This is a genomic window from Streptomyces sp. NPDC041796 (assembly GCF_055590785.1).
On the sequence record NZ_JBVJAH010000004.1, the window covers coordinates 490,051 to 504,989 of the forward strand.

16 protein-coding genes are annotated in these 14,939 nt (G+C 71.9%); 9 read left to right on the forward strand and 7 right to left on the reverse strand.

The features are described 5' to 3' along the window. Positions 1 to 134: 134 nt before the first annotated feature. From ACZ6C1_RS10655 to ACZ6C1_RS10675, 5 genes are all read right to left on the reverse strand, one after another. Positions 135 to 1,106, reverse strand: coding sequence for a TauD/TfdA family dioxygenase (locus ACZ6C1_RS10655; protein WP_469239808.1), 972 nt, complete (start codon positions 1,104 to 1,106; stop codon positions 135 to 137). Between the two features lie 532 nt (positions 1,107 to 1,638). Further along, positions 1,639 to 1,872: a hypothetical protein gene (locus tag ACZ6C1_RS10660; protein ID WP_469239809.1), complete on the reverse strand. Its 234-nt coding sequence runs from the start codon at positions 1,870 to 1,872 to the stop codon at positions 1,639 to 1,641. After that, entirely contained in the window at positions 1,869 to 2,258 is a 390-nt protein-coding gene (locus tag ACZ6C1_RS10665; RefSeq protein ID WP_469239811.1) for an ArsR/SmtB family transcription factor, read from the reverse strand. Before ACZ6C1_RS10665 ends, ACZ6C1_RS10660 begins: the two co-directional genes overlap by 4 nt. A gap of 27 nt (positions 2,259 to 2,285) precedes the next feature. After that, positions 2,286 to 3,008, reverse strand: coding sequence for a 4'-phosphopantetheinyl transferase family protein (locus ACZ6C1_RS10670; protein ID WP_469239813.1), 723 nt, complete (start codon positions 3,006 to 3,008; stop codon positions 2,286 to 2,288). Positions 3,009 to 3,023: 15 nt separating this feature from the next. Continuing rightward, positions 3,024 to 4,355, reverse strand: a complete 1,332-nt coding sequence (locus ACZ6C1_RS10675; RefSeq protein ID WP_469239815.1) for an AMP-binding protein — start codon at positions 4,353 to 4,355, stop codon at positions 3,024 to 3,026. Between the two features lie 210 nt (positions 4,356 to 4,565). Here ACZ6C1_RS10675 and ACZ6C1_RS10680 point away from each other — a divergent pair, with 210 nt between their 5' ends. Next, positions 4,566 to 5,564 (forward strand): TAXI family TRAP transporter solute-binding subunit, encoded by a 999-nt coding sequence (locus ACZ6C1_RS10680; protein ID WP_469239817.1) that lies wholly within the window; start codon positions 4,566 to 4,568, stop codon positions 5,562 to 5,564. 182 nt (positions 5,565 to 5,746) lie between these two features. On the opposite strand, the gene ACZ6C1_RS10685 is transcribed toward ACZ6C1_RS10680, so the two are convergent. Together ACZ6C1_RS10685 and ACZ6C1_RS10690 are read right to left on the reverse strand one after the other, a co-directional pair. Beyond that, positions 5,747 to 7,162 carry a HAMP domain-containing sensor histidine kinase gene (locus ACZ6C1_RS10685; RefSeq protein WP_469239819.1) on the reverse strand — a complete coding sequence of 472 codons (1,416 nt, stop codon included), beginning with the start codon at positions 7,160 to 7,162 and terminating at the stop codon, positions 5,747 to 5,749. A 15-nt stretch (positions 7,163 to 7,177) separates the two neighbouring features. Continuing rightward, positions 7,178 to 7,897 (reverse strand): response regulator transcription factor, encoded by a 720-nt coding sequence (locus ACZ6C1_RS10690; protein ID WP_469239821.1) that lies wholly within the window; start codon positions 7,895 to 7,897, stop codon positions 7,178 to 7,180. Positions 7,898 to 8,170: 273 nt separating this feature from the next. On the opposite strand from ACZ6C1_RS10690, the gene ACZ6C1_RS10695 reads away from it, so the two are divergent. The 8 genes from ACZ6C1_RS10695 (at position 8,171) to ACZ6C1_RS10730 (ending at position 14,855) form a co-directional block, all read left to right on the forward strand. After that, complete coding sequence (locus ACZ6C1_RS10695) at positions 8,171 to 8,956, forward strand: amino acid ABC transporter ATP-binding protein (RefSeq protein ID WP_073755456.1); 786 nt, start codon at positions 8,171 to 8,173, stop codon at positions 8,954 to 8,956. Between the two features lie 67 nt (positions 8,957 to 9,023). Next, a complete protein-coding gene (locus tag ACZ6C1_RS10700) occupies positions 9,024 to 9,944 on the forward strand; it encodes a glutamate ABC transporter substrate-binding protein (RefSeq protein ID WP_469239823.1) in 921 nt (306 codons plus the stop codon). 291 nt (positions 9,945 to 10,235) lie between these two features. Beyond that, a complete protein-coding gene (locus ACZ6C1_RS10705) occupies positions 10,236 to 10,883 on the forward strand; it encodes an amino acid ABC transporter permease (protein WP_423636352.1) in 648 nt (215 codons plus the stop codon). Beyond that, a complete protein-coding gene (locus tag ACZ6C1_RS10710) occupies positions 10,880 to 11,824 on the forward strand; it encodes an amino acid ABC transporter permease (RefSeq protein ID WP_469239826.1) in 945 nt (314 codons plus the stop codon). The genes ACZ6C1_RS10705 and ACZ6C1_RS10710 overlap by 4 nt, the downstream gene beginning before the upstream one ends. Positions 11,825 to 12,019: 195 nt before the next feature. Next, a complete protein-coding gene (locus ACZ6C1_RS10715) occupies positions 12,020 to 13,633 on the forward strand; it encodes an FAD-dependent monooxygenase (RefSeq protein ID WP_469239828.1) in 1,614 nt (537 codons plus the stop codon). Between the two features lie 133 nt (positions 13,634 to 13,766). Next, complete coding sequence (locus ACZ6C1_RS10720) at positions 13,767 to 13,853, forward strand: putative leader peptide (RefSeq protein WP_338116662.1); 87 nt, start codon at positions 13,767 to 13,769, stop codon at positions 13,851 to 13,853. A gap of 67 nt (positions 13,854 to 13,920) precedes the next feature. Then, the gene (locus ACZ6C1_RS10725; RefSeq protein WP_469239830.1) at positions 13,921 to 14,472 is read left to right on the forward strand and encodes a cupin domain-containing protein; all 552 of its coding nucleotides are present in this window, start codon (positions 13,921 to 13,923) and stop codon (positions 14,470 to 14,472) included. Continuing rightward, on the forward strand, positions 14,469 to 14,855 hold the full coding sequence (locus tag ACZ6C1_RS10730) for a rhodanese-like domain-containing protein (protein WP_469239831.1): 387 nt from the start codon (positions 14,469 to 14,471) through the stop codon (positions 14,853 to 14,855). The genes ACZ6C1_RS10725 and ACZ6C1_RS10730 overlap by 4 nt, the downstream gene beginning before the upstream one ends. Positions 14,856 to 14,939: the final 84 nt, after the last annotated feature.

The following is a 14,939-nucleotide window of genomic DNA, read 5'->3' on the forward strand; positions in this document are numbered from 1 at the left end:
TTTTCCGTCTCCCCCCCCCCCTTCACCGCTTGGGGGGTTTCCCCCAGGGGCGCCCCTCTCTTTCTTTTTTTTTTCCCGCGCCGCCCCCGACCCCCCCCCCCCCCCCCCCCCCCCCCCGGCAAGGGATGAAGGGGTCAGGTCAGCGCGGCACGGCTGACCATGTCCCCCATGGCCACGATGATCTTCCGCTCGCCCTCGAAGGGGTCACGGCCGTGCGAGACGAGCATGTTGTCGATGATCGCCACGTCGCCGCGCTGCCAGGGGAACCGCTGCGCCAAGGAGTCGTAGAGCGAACGCAGCAGGGCGACGGTGTCGTCGTCGATCGGCGAACCGTCGCCGAAGGAGGCGCTGCGCGGGTACGCGGTCTCGTCGTCGCCGAACAGCGACCTCATCACCTCCCGGACGGACGGCTCCAGGCAGGCCGTGTGGTGCAGGAAGAGCTGGTTGAAGAAGACCTGCTCACCGGTACGGGGGTGCTGGACGACGGCCGGTGCGTTCTGCACCGTCCGCAGCACGTCGTCGGGCAGCCATTCGCACTCCACGCCCTGGGCCCGGCAGCGCTCCTCCACCTCGGCGCGGTCACCGGTGCCGAACATCTGCTCCCAGCCGACGTCGAGCCCGGGGATGAAGTTGCGTACGTAGCGGATGCCGAGCGTCTCGAACCGGCCCCGCAGCTCGTCCGGGAGCGCCTCCCAGACCTTGCGTCCGTCGACGATCGGCGTCGCGCCGCCCTTGCTGGAAGGCTGTATGCAGCAGAAGAACTGGCGGCTGGGCCACTGCGGCATGTGGGAGCTCTCGTGGTGGAACAGGATCGACTGCTGGGCGGGGTACGGCGTCGACTTGTAGACCCGGTCGGCGTCCTTCTCGTGCGGGAGGTCGCCGTAATCGCCGTACAGGGTGTTCACCAGGGAGGAGGCCACGGCCTCGAACGCGTCGGCGTCCGCGACGCCGAAGTCGCGCAGGACGACCGCGCCGTGGGTGAGGAGCAGTCCGTCGATGGCCGGACGGTGCCGCGTCGCCCACTCCACCGCGTCGACGTCCGGTGCCTCGCACCGGAGCAGGGGCGGATAGATCTCGTCATTGAATGAGACGCCAGGACCGAACATTCCCGACCATCCCTTCCTCTCGTGGTCGCAGACACCGGCCGCGCCTCGTCCGAGGCCGCTTCGGTCTGCCCGACGGAGTGACACCGCCGGGAGCCCGGCGGCACCATGGGACGTGTTCGGCTTCTGGTCGTGCGTCAACAGGCTTGGCGCCGTGCTCAGTAGGAACGTGCACGAGTCTAGGAAGGCGCTCCCACGGGAGCCATGCCCTTAAGTTCCGGGCGAAATTCGCAGGTCAGGGCGGGTTTTCCGCCAGCTGCGGCCGGTGGGGCGGGCGGCCACCCCCGGGCGGTACGGGCCGGTGGGGCGGGCGGCCACCCCCGGGCGGTACGGGCCGGTGCGGGCCGGTGGGGCGGGCGGCCACCCCCGGGCGGTGCGGGCGGGGCCCCTCCGGGCTCACCTCCTCGAGGCCGGCGGCCTTGGGCACCGGTACGGGAGCCCTTCTGTTGCCGCCAACCTCTGCGGGGGCGACCCTGCACGGCCCCGCCCCGGCCGTCGGCCGTCTGCGGACCGTGGTCAGGGCCCGAGCGGACCGCTACTCGACGCTCCGGAGCAGCGCCTCGACGGCCTTCACCCGGTCACCCAGCTCCGCGAGCTGGCCCCGCAGGGACTCCTGCTGGGCGACCGCCTCCTCGGCGAGCTTGCGGTACGAGGCCATGGCCACGGCATCGGCACGGTGGCGCTGCAGTCTGAAGTACGCGACCACGCTCGCTGTGATGCCGCCGACGATGATCAGGACGACGGCGATGGCGATGATGGCCCCGGTCATGTGCGTTTCCCCTTCACGTCTTTCAGGCCCTTCTGGTCGTTCGGGCCCTCCGCGTCCGCCCGCTCCGGCGAGGCACCGGCGTCCCCCGCCCGGGCCTCGTCGGCCCGTACGGCCGCCAGGATCGTATCGACATTCAAGTGAAGGTCGAACGCGCCGAGTTCGAAGTACTTCAGCGCCTTGCCATCGTCGGACAACTCCAGGTTGCCGATCACCAGACCGGCCTTTTCCAGCCGTTCCAGGTGCATGTACAGCAGGGGGCGGGACATCCCGAGGCGGCGGGCCAGCTCGCTGACGTACATCCGGCCCTCGGCGAGCTCGGCGATGACGCGGAGGCGCTGTGCGTGGCCCACGGCAGCGAGAACAGCCAGAAGCTCCTCGCTGGTCATGGCCCACCTCTGACATCCCGGGAAACTTTAGGACGAGACTTTCCCACGACCTGCGCGGATGTCAAACGACCCCAGGGTCACCGCGGCGGCCGCCACGCCGTGCCCGACGACCCACCGGCCGCGCAGTTGCCCGTCGAAGAACGCCGGCTCGTTCACACGCTCCCGCCCGGCCGCCCCGTCCGCCCCGCCTCCCACCACACATGCCCGGAACACATCGGTACGGGGCTCGAAGTCGACGTCCACGTCATGGAAGCCCAGCCACACCCCCGTCAGCGGGAACCACGCCTTGTAGACGGCTTCCTTGGCGCAGAACAGCAGCCGATCCCAGCACACGTCCGCGCCGGCGCCCGTCAGTTCCGCCAGCCGGGCGCGCTCGCCGGGGCCCGCGACACTCGCCAGCACGCCGTCCCGCAGCGGCCGGTGCGGCTCGGCGTCCAGCCCGATGGCACGTGCGGCGGTGCGCGGCACCACCGCCGCGGCGCGGTAGCCGCCCCGGCAGTGCGTCATGCTGCCGACCACCCCGTCCGGCCACCGCGGGGCGCCGTGGGCGTCGGGCACGAGCGGTACCGGCGGCCGGCCCAGCCGGGCGAGGGCGAGGCGGGCGCAGTGCCGTACGGTCGTGAACTCGCGCCGCCGCCCCTCCGCCGCACCCGCCACCACGGCCCGCTCCTCCGGGAGCAGCCGGGCGCCCGGCAGGTCGGCGAAGACCTCGACGGCGGCGACGTACGGCGGCAGGATGCGCTCGATCACCCCGAGGTCGCCCCGTCAGCCCCGTCGTCCCGCCACGAACAGCTCGCCGCCGTCGGTGAAGCCCAGGTCCCCGGTGGGGCGCTCCCCGCTTTCCGGCGCGTCCACCCAGATCTCGCCGACGGCCCGCTCCGGGACCGCCCGGCGCGTGGCGGGGTCGACGATCCGCACACCGGTGCCCGGCAACGGCGTTCCCCGGCCGACCAGTTCCACCGCGCCGCGATCGGCCCGGCCCGCCGGCACGGCCTCCCCTCGCGCGAGGGCCGCACGGTCGTAGCGCCCGGTCACGACCGGGTACAGCGGCCGTGCCAGGGTTCCGCCGGGGGCGGCCCCGCCGGGGCTGTAGCCGGGGGCGAACATCTCCTCGCGGAAGAAGCCGGGGCGGAACGCGTCGGCGAACCGCCGCAGCGTCCGGGCCCTGACCGGCCCCCCGCACTCACCGCCACCGACGGCGGCCACCCGCCACGTCGACAGGTCGATGCGCATCCGCTCCGCAGCCGGGACGCGCCGGACGCACAGTTCGTACGCGACGTCCGGGGCCGTGGCGAAGACGTCCTCCTCCGCCTCGATGGCACGCAGCCACACACGCGGGTCCCGTACGAAGGCGCCGGGCTCCATGGTCACCGCCGCGGCCCCGGAGGTGAGCGGCAGGACCAGCGCCGTGGCCAGCCCCGTGCCGTGCCAGAGCGGCAGCCAGCTCACGACGGTCGTGCCGCGGTCGACGTCGCACCGGTCGCGCACGGCGGCCTGGGCGGCCACCAGGGCGCGGTGACCGACGGCGACGGCCTCCGGCGGCTGCCCGGCGGGCCGCGCGGCGTACTGGAGCAGCGCGGGTGCCGACGGGTCGGGGACCACGGGGGTGCCGCGCCGGTGGTGGGGCGCCCCCAGCTCACGCAGGGCGATCCGGGGCACGCCCGGCAGCGACGGCGCCGGGTGGCCGGTGCCGGGCACGAGCACGGCGCCGGGGCGGCAGTCCCGGGCGATGGCGGCGACGGCCGGTCCGGTCGCGGCCGCCACGGGTACGGCGACCATTCCGGCGTACAGGCAGCCGAAGAAGGCGACGTGGAAGTCGAGCGCCGGCATGGTTGGGACGATCACCCGGTCGCCGGGCCTCCCCGTGCGGTGCAGCGCGGCCGCCACCGCGCGGGCACGGGCGTCCAGCTCTGCCGGGGTGATGCGCGCGATCCGTTCGCCTCCCGGCCCCAGGGCGGTGAACAGGGGCCGGTCGGCGTCCGGGCCCGTGGCTCGGTCGAGGAGCATGTCCACGACCGTCCGGGCCGGCGGCAGGCCGGTCTCCCGGTTGCCCTCGACGACGCTGACGGCGTTCTCGATCGGCGGTGCGCTGCTCATCGGCTCGTCCTCCCGGTCCAGCCACTCGTCCCACGGTCATGCTGCCGGGGTGCGCTGACGTGTCACTGACAGCGGGCACGCCGGGGTCGCCGGCGTCGTCGACAGCGCGCACAGTGCGGCTCACCGACAGCGAGCACGGGGAGGCAGTGGGGCCGAACCGTTGTCCGGCGGGCCTGGCCAGCACCGGGAGTGAGCTGGCAGGATCGCGCCATGCTCCAGGTCCTGTCCCGCATCAGCCGCCGCCGCGCCCTCCAGGGGTCGGCGGTGGCCCTTGTGGTGCTGGGCCTGCTCCTGTGGTGGCTGGTCCCGCCCGGCGAGCCGTCCCCGCGTGGAAAGGTCACCTTCAGCACGGGCGTACCGACCGGCGTGTACCAGCGGTACGGCGAGCTCCTGGAGGAGGCGCTCGGGCGGACGGTGCCGGATGTCGCGATAACGCTGCTGGACAGCGAGGGCTCCCGGCAGAACCTGGCCCGGCTCGCGTCCGGGGAGGCCGATTTCACCATCGCCACGGCCGACGCGGTGGCGACGTACATCCGGGACAGCAGGCCGGGTGCCTACGATCTGCGCGGCTGCGCCCGGCTGTACGACGACTATGTGCAGCTGATCGTGCCCAAGGGGTCGAAGGTGCGCTCCACCCGCGATCTGCGGGGCCTGCGGGTCGGCGTGGGGCAGGAGGGGTCGGGCGTACGCCTGATCGCGAACCGGCTGCTCCAGGCCGCCAAGATCGATACGGAGACGGACATCAAGCCCGTGTCGGCGGGGATCGACACGATGCCGACGCTGCTGGAGCAGGGCAGCTTGGACGCGTTCTTCTGGTCGGGCGGCCTGCCGACCAGCGCCGTGCAGAAGCTTTCCGAGCGCTTCCCGATCCGGCTCGTCCCGCTGGAGGGCGACCTGATCAACCGGGTCCACGAGGGTGGCGGCAGTGGCCGCTACTACCGCTCGGCCGTGGTGCCCGCCGACGCCTACGCCCTCTCCCAGGAGGGCCGGCCGGTCGAGACGGTCGCCGTGGCGAACCTGCTCGTCACCACGGACCGCGCGGACCCGGCGCTGGCGGAGGCCTTCACGCGCACGGTGATCCAGAGCCGTGACCGCATCGGCCGCGAGGTGCACCCGGCGCAGCTTGTCGACCTGCGCACGGCGGTCTACACGGATCCCCTCCCCCTCCACGAGGGCGCGCGTCGCTACTACCGCTCGGTCAAGCCGTAGCCCCGACGGCTCGGGCCGGACAGCCGCCCGGTCAAGCCGTAGCCCCGACGGCTCGGCCGGACGGCCGCTCGGTCCGGCCGTGGGCCCGACGGCTCGGCCGGACGGCCGCTCGGTCCGGCCGTGGGCCCGACGGCTCGGGCCGGACAGTCGCTCGGGCAGCCCGTGGAGCCCCGGCCGCCCGGTCAGGCCGTGGGACGGCCCACGGCGCGTTCCGGTGCGGTGCGCGGGACGGTGACCGTGACGCGCAGGCCGTGCGGCTCGTGGTGGGAGTAGGTGATCGAGCCGCCGCCCGCCGCGAGCAGTGCCCGCGAGATGGACAGGCCGAGGCCCGACCCCTTGACGTTCTGGTGGCGATTGCTGCGCCAGAAGCGGTCGCCGATACGGGCCAGCTCGTCGTCGGTCAGGCCGGGGCCGCCGTCCGTGACCACGATCGTGGAGGCGTCCCCGTCGGCGGTGACGGTGACGGTGACCTCCTCGCCGGCGGGCGTGAACTTCAGCGCGTTGTCGATCACGGCGTCGAGGGCGCTCGACAGCGCGACCGGGTCCGCCCAGGCGGTCACGGCCGAGCCGCACCCGGTCAGGCGGACGCCCTTCTCGTCGGCGAGCGGACGCCAGGCGGCCACACGCTCGTCGGCCAGCCGGCCGATGTCGGTGAGCCGCAGATCGGCCGGGGCGTGCTCCGCCAGGGCGAGGTCCAGGAGGTCGTCGAGGACCTGGGCCAGGCGCTTGCCCTCGGTGCGTACGGAGGCGATCTCGTCGTTGCCCGGCGGCAGTTCCAGCGCGAGCAGCTCGATGCGCAGCAGGAGCGCGGCGAGCGGGTTGCGCAACTGGTGCGAGGCGTCGGCGACGAAGGCCCGCTGCTGTTCCAGCACTTCCTCGACGTTGTCGGCCATCTCGTTGAACGACCGGGCGAGGCGCCGCAGTTCGGGTGGTCCGCCGGCCGCCGCGACCCGGGAGTTCAGCCGGCCGGTCGCGATGTCGTGCGTGGCCGCGTCCAGAACCTTGACGGGCTTGAGCACCCACCCGGTGAGGCGGAACGCCGCACCGACCGCCAGCAGCATGGCGGCCACCTCACCGGCCGCGATCAGCAGCCAGCCGTGCAGGATGCGCGAGCGCAGCTGCCCGGTGGGCGAGTCGGTGAGCACGACGGCGACGACGTCCCCGTCCCGTACGACCGGCGATGCCACCGCGAGCCGGGCTCCCGACTGCCAGGGCCACACCTGTGGCGGGTCGTGGCTCCGGCGGCCCAGCAGTGCCTCGCGGAAGGCGCGGCGGGGCTCACCGGTCAGGGGGACGTCCCAGTATTTGGGGGCGCGGGCCATGGCGGTGGTGTCGCGGTAGAAGACGCCGACCTCGATCCCGTACACCTCGTGGTAGCGGACGAGCTCGCCGTACAGGGTGGACTGCCGCTCGTCGATGCCGGGCCCGCGCTCGGTGACGAACTGGGCGAGCGCCGCGAAGCGGGCGGTGTCGTCGATCCGGTCGACCACGACGGTCTGCTGCTGGGCGGCGGCGAGGCTGGCCGCGAGCGGGAAGCCGAGCGCGAGCAGCACGCCCGCCATGAGGACGAGGAGGAGGGGGAGCAGTCGGGTGCGCACAGGGGCTTCAGGGAGTTACGCGGCCGGCGCGACCAGGCGGTAGCCGACGCCGCGGACGGTCTCGATGAGGGCGGGCATCCGCAGCTTGGCGCGCAGGGATGCCACGTGGACCTCCAGGGTGCGGCCGGTCCCCTCCCAGCTGGTGCGCCAGACCTCGCTGATGATCTGCTCCCTGCGGAAGACGACGCCGGGCCGCTGCGCGAGCAGGGCGAGCAGGTCGAACTCCTTGCGGGTGAGCTGGACCTCCGTACCGGCCACGCTGACCCTGCGGGTGGGCAGCTCGATGGTGACGGAGCCGAGGCGCAGCGCCGCCGCGTCGTCGGTACCGGCGGTGGCGCCGCTGTCGTCGCTGTCCGGGGCGGCGGAGCGCCGGCTGACGGCGTGGATGCGGGCGAGCAGCTCGCCCGTGTCGTACGGCTTGGTGACGTAGTCGTCGGCGCCGAGGTTGAGCCCGTGGATCCGGGAGCGGACGTCGGCCCGGGCCGTCACCATGATCACCGGGGTGGTGGTGAGCTTCCGGATCTTGCCGCACACCTGGTAGCCGTCCTGGTCGGGCAGGCCGAGGTCCAGGAGGACGACACCGAAGGGTGCCCGTCCGGCGTTGGCGGCGGGCAGTACGGCCTGGAGCGCCTCCTCGCCGTTGCGGGCGTGGGTGACGTCGAACCCGTGCTTTTTGAGGATCGCGGACAGGGCCGCGGCGACATGGTCGTCGTCCTCGACGAGCAGCAGTCTCATGGCCCCCCTCCGAAAGGTGCGATCGCTTGGGTGACCATACGGCCACCTTGGCATGAACGCTGATGCGCGGGCTGCCAGTCAAGAGGGTTCCGGGTGCGGGAGAGGTTCCGTTATGCACCCGTTCTCCTGACCGCGATCCCGGCACCGTCCCGTTCACGCATAGTGTCCGGTTGCAGCCGGATCGTTATGCTCAATTTCCGCTCAGATGTAATGACGCTGGTCGCACCGCGTGCTTAGGGTCCTCCCAACCGAGGAGGACGGAGCAAGAAGCCGATGAGCGGAGTGTCAGTGACCAAGGGCGCGGAGGACGCCGTACCGACGGCAAGCGACCTGGTCGTGCTGAGCAACGTCAACAAGCACTTCGGCGCGCTGCATGTGCTCCAGGACATCGACCTGACCATCGCCCGTGGCGAGGTCGTGGTCGTCATCGGACCGTCCGGGTCCGGCAAGTCCACGCTGTGCCGCACCATCAACCGCCTGGAGACGATCGACTCGGGCAGCATCACCATCGACGGCAAGCCGCTGCCCCAGGAGGGCAAGGAGCTCGCCCGGCTGCGCGCCGACGTCGGCATGGTCTTCCAGTCGTTCAACCTCTTCGCGCACAAGACCGTGCTGGAGAACGTCATGCTGGGCCAGGTCAAGGTCCGCAAGGCGGACAAGAAGGCCGCGGAGCAGAAGGCCCGGACGCTGCTCGACCGGGTGGGCGTCGGCTCCCAGGCCGACAAGTACCCGGCGCAGCTGTCCGGCGGACAGCAGCAGCGCGTCGCGATCGCCCGTGCGCTGGCGATGGACCCCAAGGTGATGCTCTTCGACGAGCCCACGTCGGCGCTCGACCCCGAGATGATCAACGAGGTCCTCGAGGTCATGCAGCAGCTGGCGCGGGACGGGATGACGATGATCGTCGTCACCCACGAGATGGGCTTCGCCCGGTCCGCCGCCAACCGCGTCGTCTTCATGGCCGACGGCCGGATCGTCGAAGAGGCGACGCCCGAGCAGTTCTTCAGCAGTCCGCGCAGCGACCGGGCCAAGGACTTCCTGTCGAAGATCCTTCACCACTGACGGACCACCCCGCTGGGTGTCCAGCGACGATGACGATCAACGAACCACGACATAAGGGATGTTCACCATGAAGCTCCGCAAGACGGCCGCGCTGGCCGTTGCTGTGCTCGCGCTGTCCGCGACCGCCTGTGGTGGCAAGGAGGGCTCCGCGGGCGACAAGCCGGCCGGCGTCCAGCCCGGCGCCACGAACGCGCCGGCCCTGCCGAAGTACGTCGTCGCGACGAACGTCGAGCTGAACTCGCCGACGTTCAAGGCCGCCAAGGAGCGCGGCAAGCTGATCATCGGCTCCAAGGCCGACCAGCCGTACCTCGGCTTCGAGGACCAGGCCACCAAGAAGCGCTCCGGCTTCGACGTCGAGATCGCCAAGATGATCGCCGCCGAGCTGGGCTTCACCGAGTCCCAGATCGAGTGGAAGACGGTCGACTCCAGCACCCGCGAGACCGCCATCTCCAAGGGCCAGGTCGACTACTACGTCGGTACGTACACGATCAACGACAAGCGCAAGGCCCTGGTCGGCTTCGCGGGTCCGTACTACAAGGCCGGCGCCGACCTCCTGGTCCGCAAGGACGAGAAGACCATCACCGGCCCGGAGACCGTCAAGGGCAAGAAGGTCTGCTCCATCACGGGCTCCACTCCGCTCCAGGAGATCAAGCAGCCGAAGTACGGCGCCGAGACCACCGAGCTCGGCAAGTACTCGGACTGCGTCCAGCAGCTCCTGACCAAGCAGGTCGACGCGGTGACGACGGACGACGCGATCCTCAAGGGTTACGCCGCCCAGAACCCCGGCAAGCTGAAGGTCGTCGGCAAGCCGTTCACGCAGGAGCCGTACGGCATCGGCATGAACAAGGACGACAAGGTCCTGCGCGACGCGGTCAACAACGCGCTGGACAAGGGCATCAAGGACGGCACGTACAAGAAGATCTACGAGGCCACCCTGGGTCTGTCCGGCTCGGCCTACACCGCCCCGCCGGCGCTCGAGCGCTACTGACCGCCCCGGTCCACCGCGCTTCACCGATCGACCGATTCACCGATCGACCGATCGACTGCTCCACCGCTTCACACCGAAGCGCCCCGTACCTGACGCGTACGGGGCGCTCGGCCCCGTGCTCGCCCGCACCGCCCGAACGCGCGGGCACGCACCACGCACGTTCGGCCCGCCCGCACCACGCACCCCCTGGGGCGAACACGGGCGCACCACGCACCTTCCCTGGGCGCACGCACACCGCCCACCCCACACGCACCTTGACCGCCAGCCGCTGACCGCCGACGCGGAGACCCCATGAACGTACTGCTCGACCACTTCTCAGAGTTCCGCGACGGCTTCATAGGAACCGTGTCGATCACCGCCGTCAGCACCGCCATCGCGCTGGTCCTCGGCATCGCCATCGCCGGTTTCCGGGTCTCCCCCGTGCCGCCGCTGCGCTGGTTCGGCACCGCGTGGGTCACCCTGCTGCGCAACACGCCGCTGACGCTGCTGTTCCTGGTGACGACGTTCGTGGTGCCCGAGATCCTGTTCCCGGGCATGAGCGCCTTCGTCCTCGGATCGATCGCGCTCGGCTTCTACACCTCCTCCTTCGTCTGCGAGGCGGTCCGCTCCGGCATCAACACGGTGCCGCTGGGCCAGGCCGAGGCGGCCCGTTCCCTCGGGATGACGTTCTCGCAGACGCTGCGGCTGATCGTGCTGCCCCAGGCCACCCGGACCGTACTGCCGCCGATGAGCTCGATCTTCATCGCCCTCACCAAGAACTCGGCCATCGCGGGCGCCTTCAGCGTCACCGAACTCTTCGGCTGGCAGAAGCTGATGAGCGAGGACGGGTACGACATCATCCCGATCTTCATCTGGGTCTCCCTCGCCTACCTGGTGATCACCTTCACCATCAGTGGCGTCTTCCGCATCCTTGAGCGCCGTATGGAGGTCGCCCGATGAGCGCCAGCGTTCTCTTCGACGCCCCCGGCCCCAAGGCCATCGTCCGCAACCGCATCTACGCCGTCGTCGGCACGCTCGCCATCGTCGGGCTGCTGGCCGTCACCATCGTGCGGCTGAACGACAAGGGGCACCTCGCCCCCGAGATGTGGGACATCTTCAATTACGCGGGCATCCGGCAGAACATCGCCGACGCCGTCCTCGCCACCCTCAAGGCGTTCGGCATCGCGGCCGTCGGCTCGCTGGTGCTGGGCGTGCTCCTCGCCGTCGCCCGGCTCTCGGACCACAAGCCGGTCAGGTGGCTGGCGACCGGTTTCATCGAGCTGTTCCGCTCGATCCCACTGCTGATCACCATCTACGCCGTGTGGGTCGGTTTCCTGACCGACTACTCGATGTGGGCGCTGGCGCTCGGCCTGTCGATCTACAACGGCTGCGTCCAGGCCGAGGTGCTGCGCGCCGGCGTCAACTCCGTGCCGAAGGGCCAGCGGGAGGCCGCGTACGCGCTCGGCATGAGCAAGACGCAGGTCATGACGACAGTGCTGATGCCGCAGGCCGTCCGTGCGATGCTGCCAACGATCATCAGCCAGCTGGTGGTGACCCTCAAGGACACCTCGCTCGGCTTCATCATCCTCTACCCCGAGCTGCTCCAGACCGCCCGCCTGATCGCCTCCAACACGCAGGTCAACGGCATGTACCCGTACGTGTCGACGATCGTGGTGGTCGGCGCCATCTACGTCGCCATGTGTCTGGCGCTGTCCGGGCTCGCGACCTGGATCGAGAAGCGCGGCCGCCGCGCCAAGACCGGCATCGGCCCGGTCGACCCCGCCGGAACCGTGGCCGTGCTGGCCGGAGACGCCGGGAACGCGGCCGCCAACACGACCCTGCTCGACGGTGGCGCCGGTGGTGCCGGGGCCGGCGGTGGGTCCGGTACGCAGGGGAACTGACGGTATGTGACATCATCCGGGTGTCTCACGCGTTGTACGGGGGCAGTGGCGGTCGCGCCGCTGCCCCCGTCACTTGACGCAAGCACCCGCAGTGGGTTGCATACGTTCTGTGATCGCGTCGCGTCGGGCTCCAGCCGCACTTTCCCGAGTTTCCCCTGCTCACCGCACGGCCGTACGGGCCTCAGGAGTCACGCCGTGGACCCGGTGATCGTGGTCGGCGCCGGCCCGGTCGGGCTGGCGCTCGCCCTCGCCCTCGCCGCGCAGGGCGTGCCCTCCGTCGTCCTGGACGAGGGGCCCGGCAAGGAGGAGCCGCGCGCCGCCCGCACCGCCGTACTCCGGGCCGACACGGCCGCGTTCGTCGAGCGGCTGGGCTGCGCCACCGTACGCGACGAGGGAGCGCGCTGGACCGGCTGGAGGTCGATGCGCCGCAGGCAGCAGATGCGGCACGTCGAGTTCGGCCTGGAAGCCCCGTCCCCGCTGCACATCCCGCAGCACGCCCTCACGCGCGGACTGCGGGAGGCCATCGCCGCGCTGCCGGACCCGGAGCTGGTGCGGGTGATCACGCACAGTCGCCTGGACGGCATCGAGCAGGACGCGCACGGCGTCACCGCGCACACCCGTGGGCCGGGGGCCTCCTGGTGGCGGGGCAGCCACCTGGTCGGCTGCGACGGGGCCCGCTCGACCGTACGCAAGCTGCTGGGCGTCCGCTTCCCCGGGCGCACGGCCGTGGAACGGCATGCCGTCGCCACCCTCCACGTAGAACTCCCCTGGCCCGACGAGGCCCTGCTGCACCGTCAGCCGCCGTGGCGCGGTGTCGGTGAGGAGGTCACGGCCCGGCCGTTGCCGGACGGCGGCTGGCGGCTGGACTGGCTGCTGCCACCGCGCGGCGATCTGGTGACGCCGGACGCGCTCGTGGCGCGGATCCGCGAGACGCTGGCCGGCTGGTGCGGTGCGAGTCCGGCGTACGACCTGGTCGACACCGGCGTCTACACGCTGCACCACCGGCTCGCGAAGCGGTGGCGGGTGGAGCGGGCCTTCCTCGCCGGGGACGCGGCCCATCTGCTGGGGGCGCTCGGTACGCAGGGGCTGGACGAGGGGCTGCGCGACGTCGAGAACCTGGCGTGGAAGCTGGCGCTGGCCTGGCACCACGGCGCCTCGGAGGTACTGCTCGACAGCTACCAGGCCGAGCGGCGCACGGCGGTGGCGGCCCGGCTGCGCGCGGCCGACCAGTCCTTGCCGGTGCTGCGCGGTGCGGGCGGGCTGCGGACGTATCTGCGGGGCGGCGGGCATGACACGCTGCTGACGGACGGGCACGTGGGGCGCGGCCCGCTGGGTGCGCCGCCCGCGTACCCGCACTCCCCCTTGGCGCCTCCGTACGCGGAGGCGCACACGAGCGTCGGTACGCCGCTGGGCGCGCCGGTCGAGGACGTGCGGGTCACGGCACCGGAGGACGGCACGACGGCGCGGCTCCGGGACCGGCTGGGCCGCGGCAGGCTCCTGGCGGTGCTGGTCGCGCCGGGGACGGGGGTGTGGGACCGGCGGCACTGGATGTCCGCGGGCGTGATGCCCCGGCTGGTGGAGGCGGTGACCGCGCTGCCCGTCGAGAGCGAGGTGTTGGTCACGGAGGCGTACCCGGGAGCGGCCGCCCACACCGTGCTGCTGGTGCGGCCCGACGGGCACCTGGCGGCGGCCTTCGGCGGGGTCCGGCCCGCGGAGCTGCACGCGGCGGCCGACGCGGTGCGGGGCGGTGCGGTGGAGTCCGACGCGCCGTCGCATGAGCGCAGCGACCGGACGGCCGACGTCAACTGACGTCGGTGGGCCTCGGCCGGCCGTGGTTGGCCTCGGCCGGCACGGACGGGAGTCGGTGGGTGCCGGTTGGCGTCGGCTGACATGGATTGACATCGATTGACGAGGGTCGGAGCCACGTGCTCTACTCCCGATCATGACCGGCACCGATGTGCGCCTGTGGCGGAGGGTCCATATGGACCTGCTCCGCTATGCGGGCTGCGTGTGTCGTCCGTCCTGCTGAACTCGCCCTTTCCTTCACGCGCCACGTGCGCGTGCTTCCGCGACTTCCGGTTCCAGGACGGTTTTCCATGTCCCAGTCTTCCGTGTCCCCGTCTGTCTCCGCCTCCGTACGTGAGGCCCGGTCGGCGGCCCCGACCGCTGCCCAGCTCCTCGATTTCGTCCGCCGCACCGCGGCGGACACCGAACTGATCGCCTCCCTTCCGCTCGACCCGGAGGGCCGCACCTGGGTACGGCTCGACGGCCCGGGCGGGAGCGAGGCCTGGCTCATCGGCTGGCCGCCCGGCACCGGTACCGGGTGGCACGACCACGCCGAGTCGCTCGGGGCCTTCGCCGCCGCGCGCGGTGCCCTCAAGGAGAACTCCCTGTCCGTGCGGCTGCCTTCGGGCGGCTGGCGATCACTCGAACTGGACGAGGGTGTCGACCGTGAGCGCCTGCTGCGGGCGGGCGAGGGGCGGGCGTTCGGCCGGCACCATGTGCACGAGGTGCTGAACGAGTCGCCCACCGAGCACGCGGTGTCGGTGCACGCGTACTACCCGCCGCTGCCGCTGATCCGGCGTTTCAGCCGTACCGGCCCGGTGCTACGGCTGGAGCAGGTCGAGCGTCCGGAGGACTGGCAGTGAGCACGAGCATCGACGAATTGCTGGAGCTGGTCCGTGCCGGACTCGACCGCATCGCCCCCCGGGAGGCGTTCGCGGCGGCCGAGGCGAGGGACGCTCTCCTGGTGGACATCCGGTACGCGGCGCTGCGCGACCGTGACGGGCTGATCCCCGGCGCCCTGGTCGTCGAACGCAATGAGCTGGAGTGGCGCCTCGATCCCCGGGGCAGCCACCGCGCCCCGGAGGCGGTGAGCCACGACCTGCGGATCGTGGTCGTGTGCAACGAGGGATACGCGTCGTCCCTCGCGGCCGCGTCCCTGCACCAGTTGGGCCTTCACCGGGCGACCGACCTCATCGGCGGCTTCCAGGCCTGGAAGTCGGAAGGCCTCCCGATCACACCTCCCTGAGCCACACCCCTTGAGCCGCTCCCGCCCCGGTCGGAGTGCGGACGCCGCGGAGGGTGCCGGGCGCCGACGGGGGCGGGTGAGTGG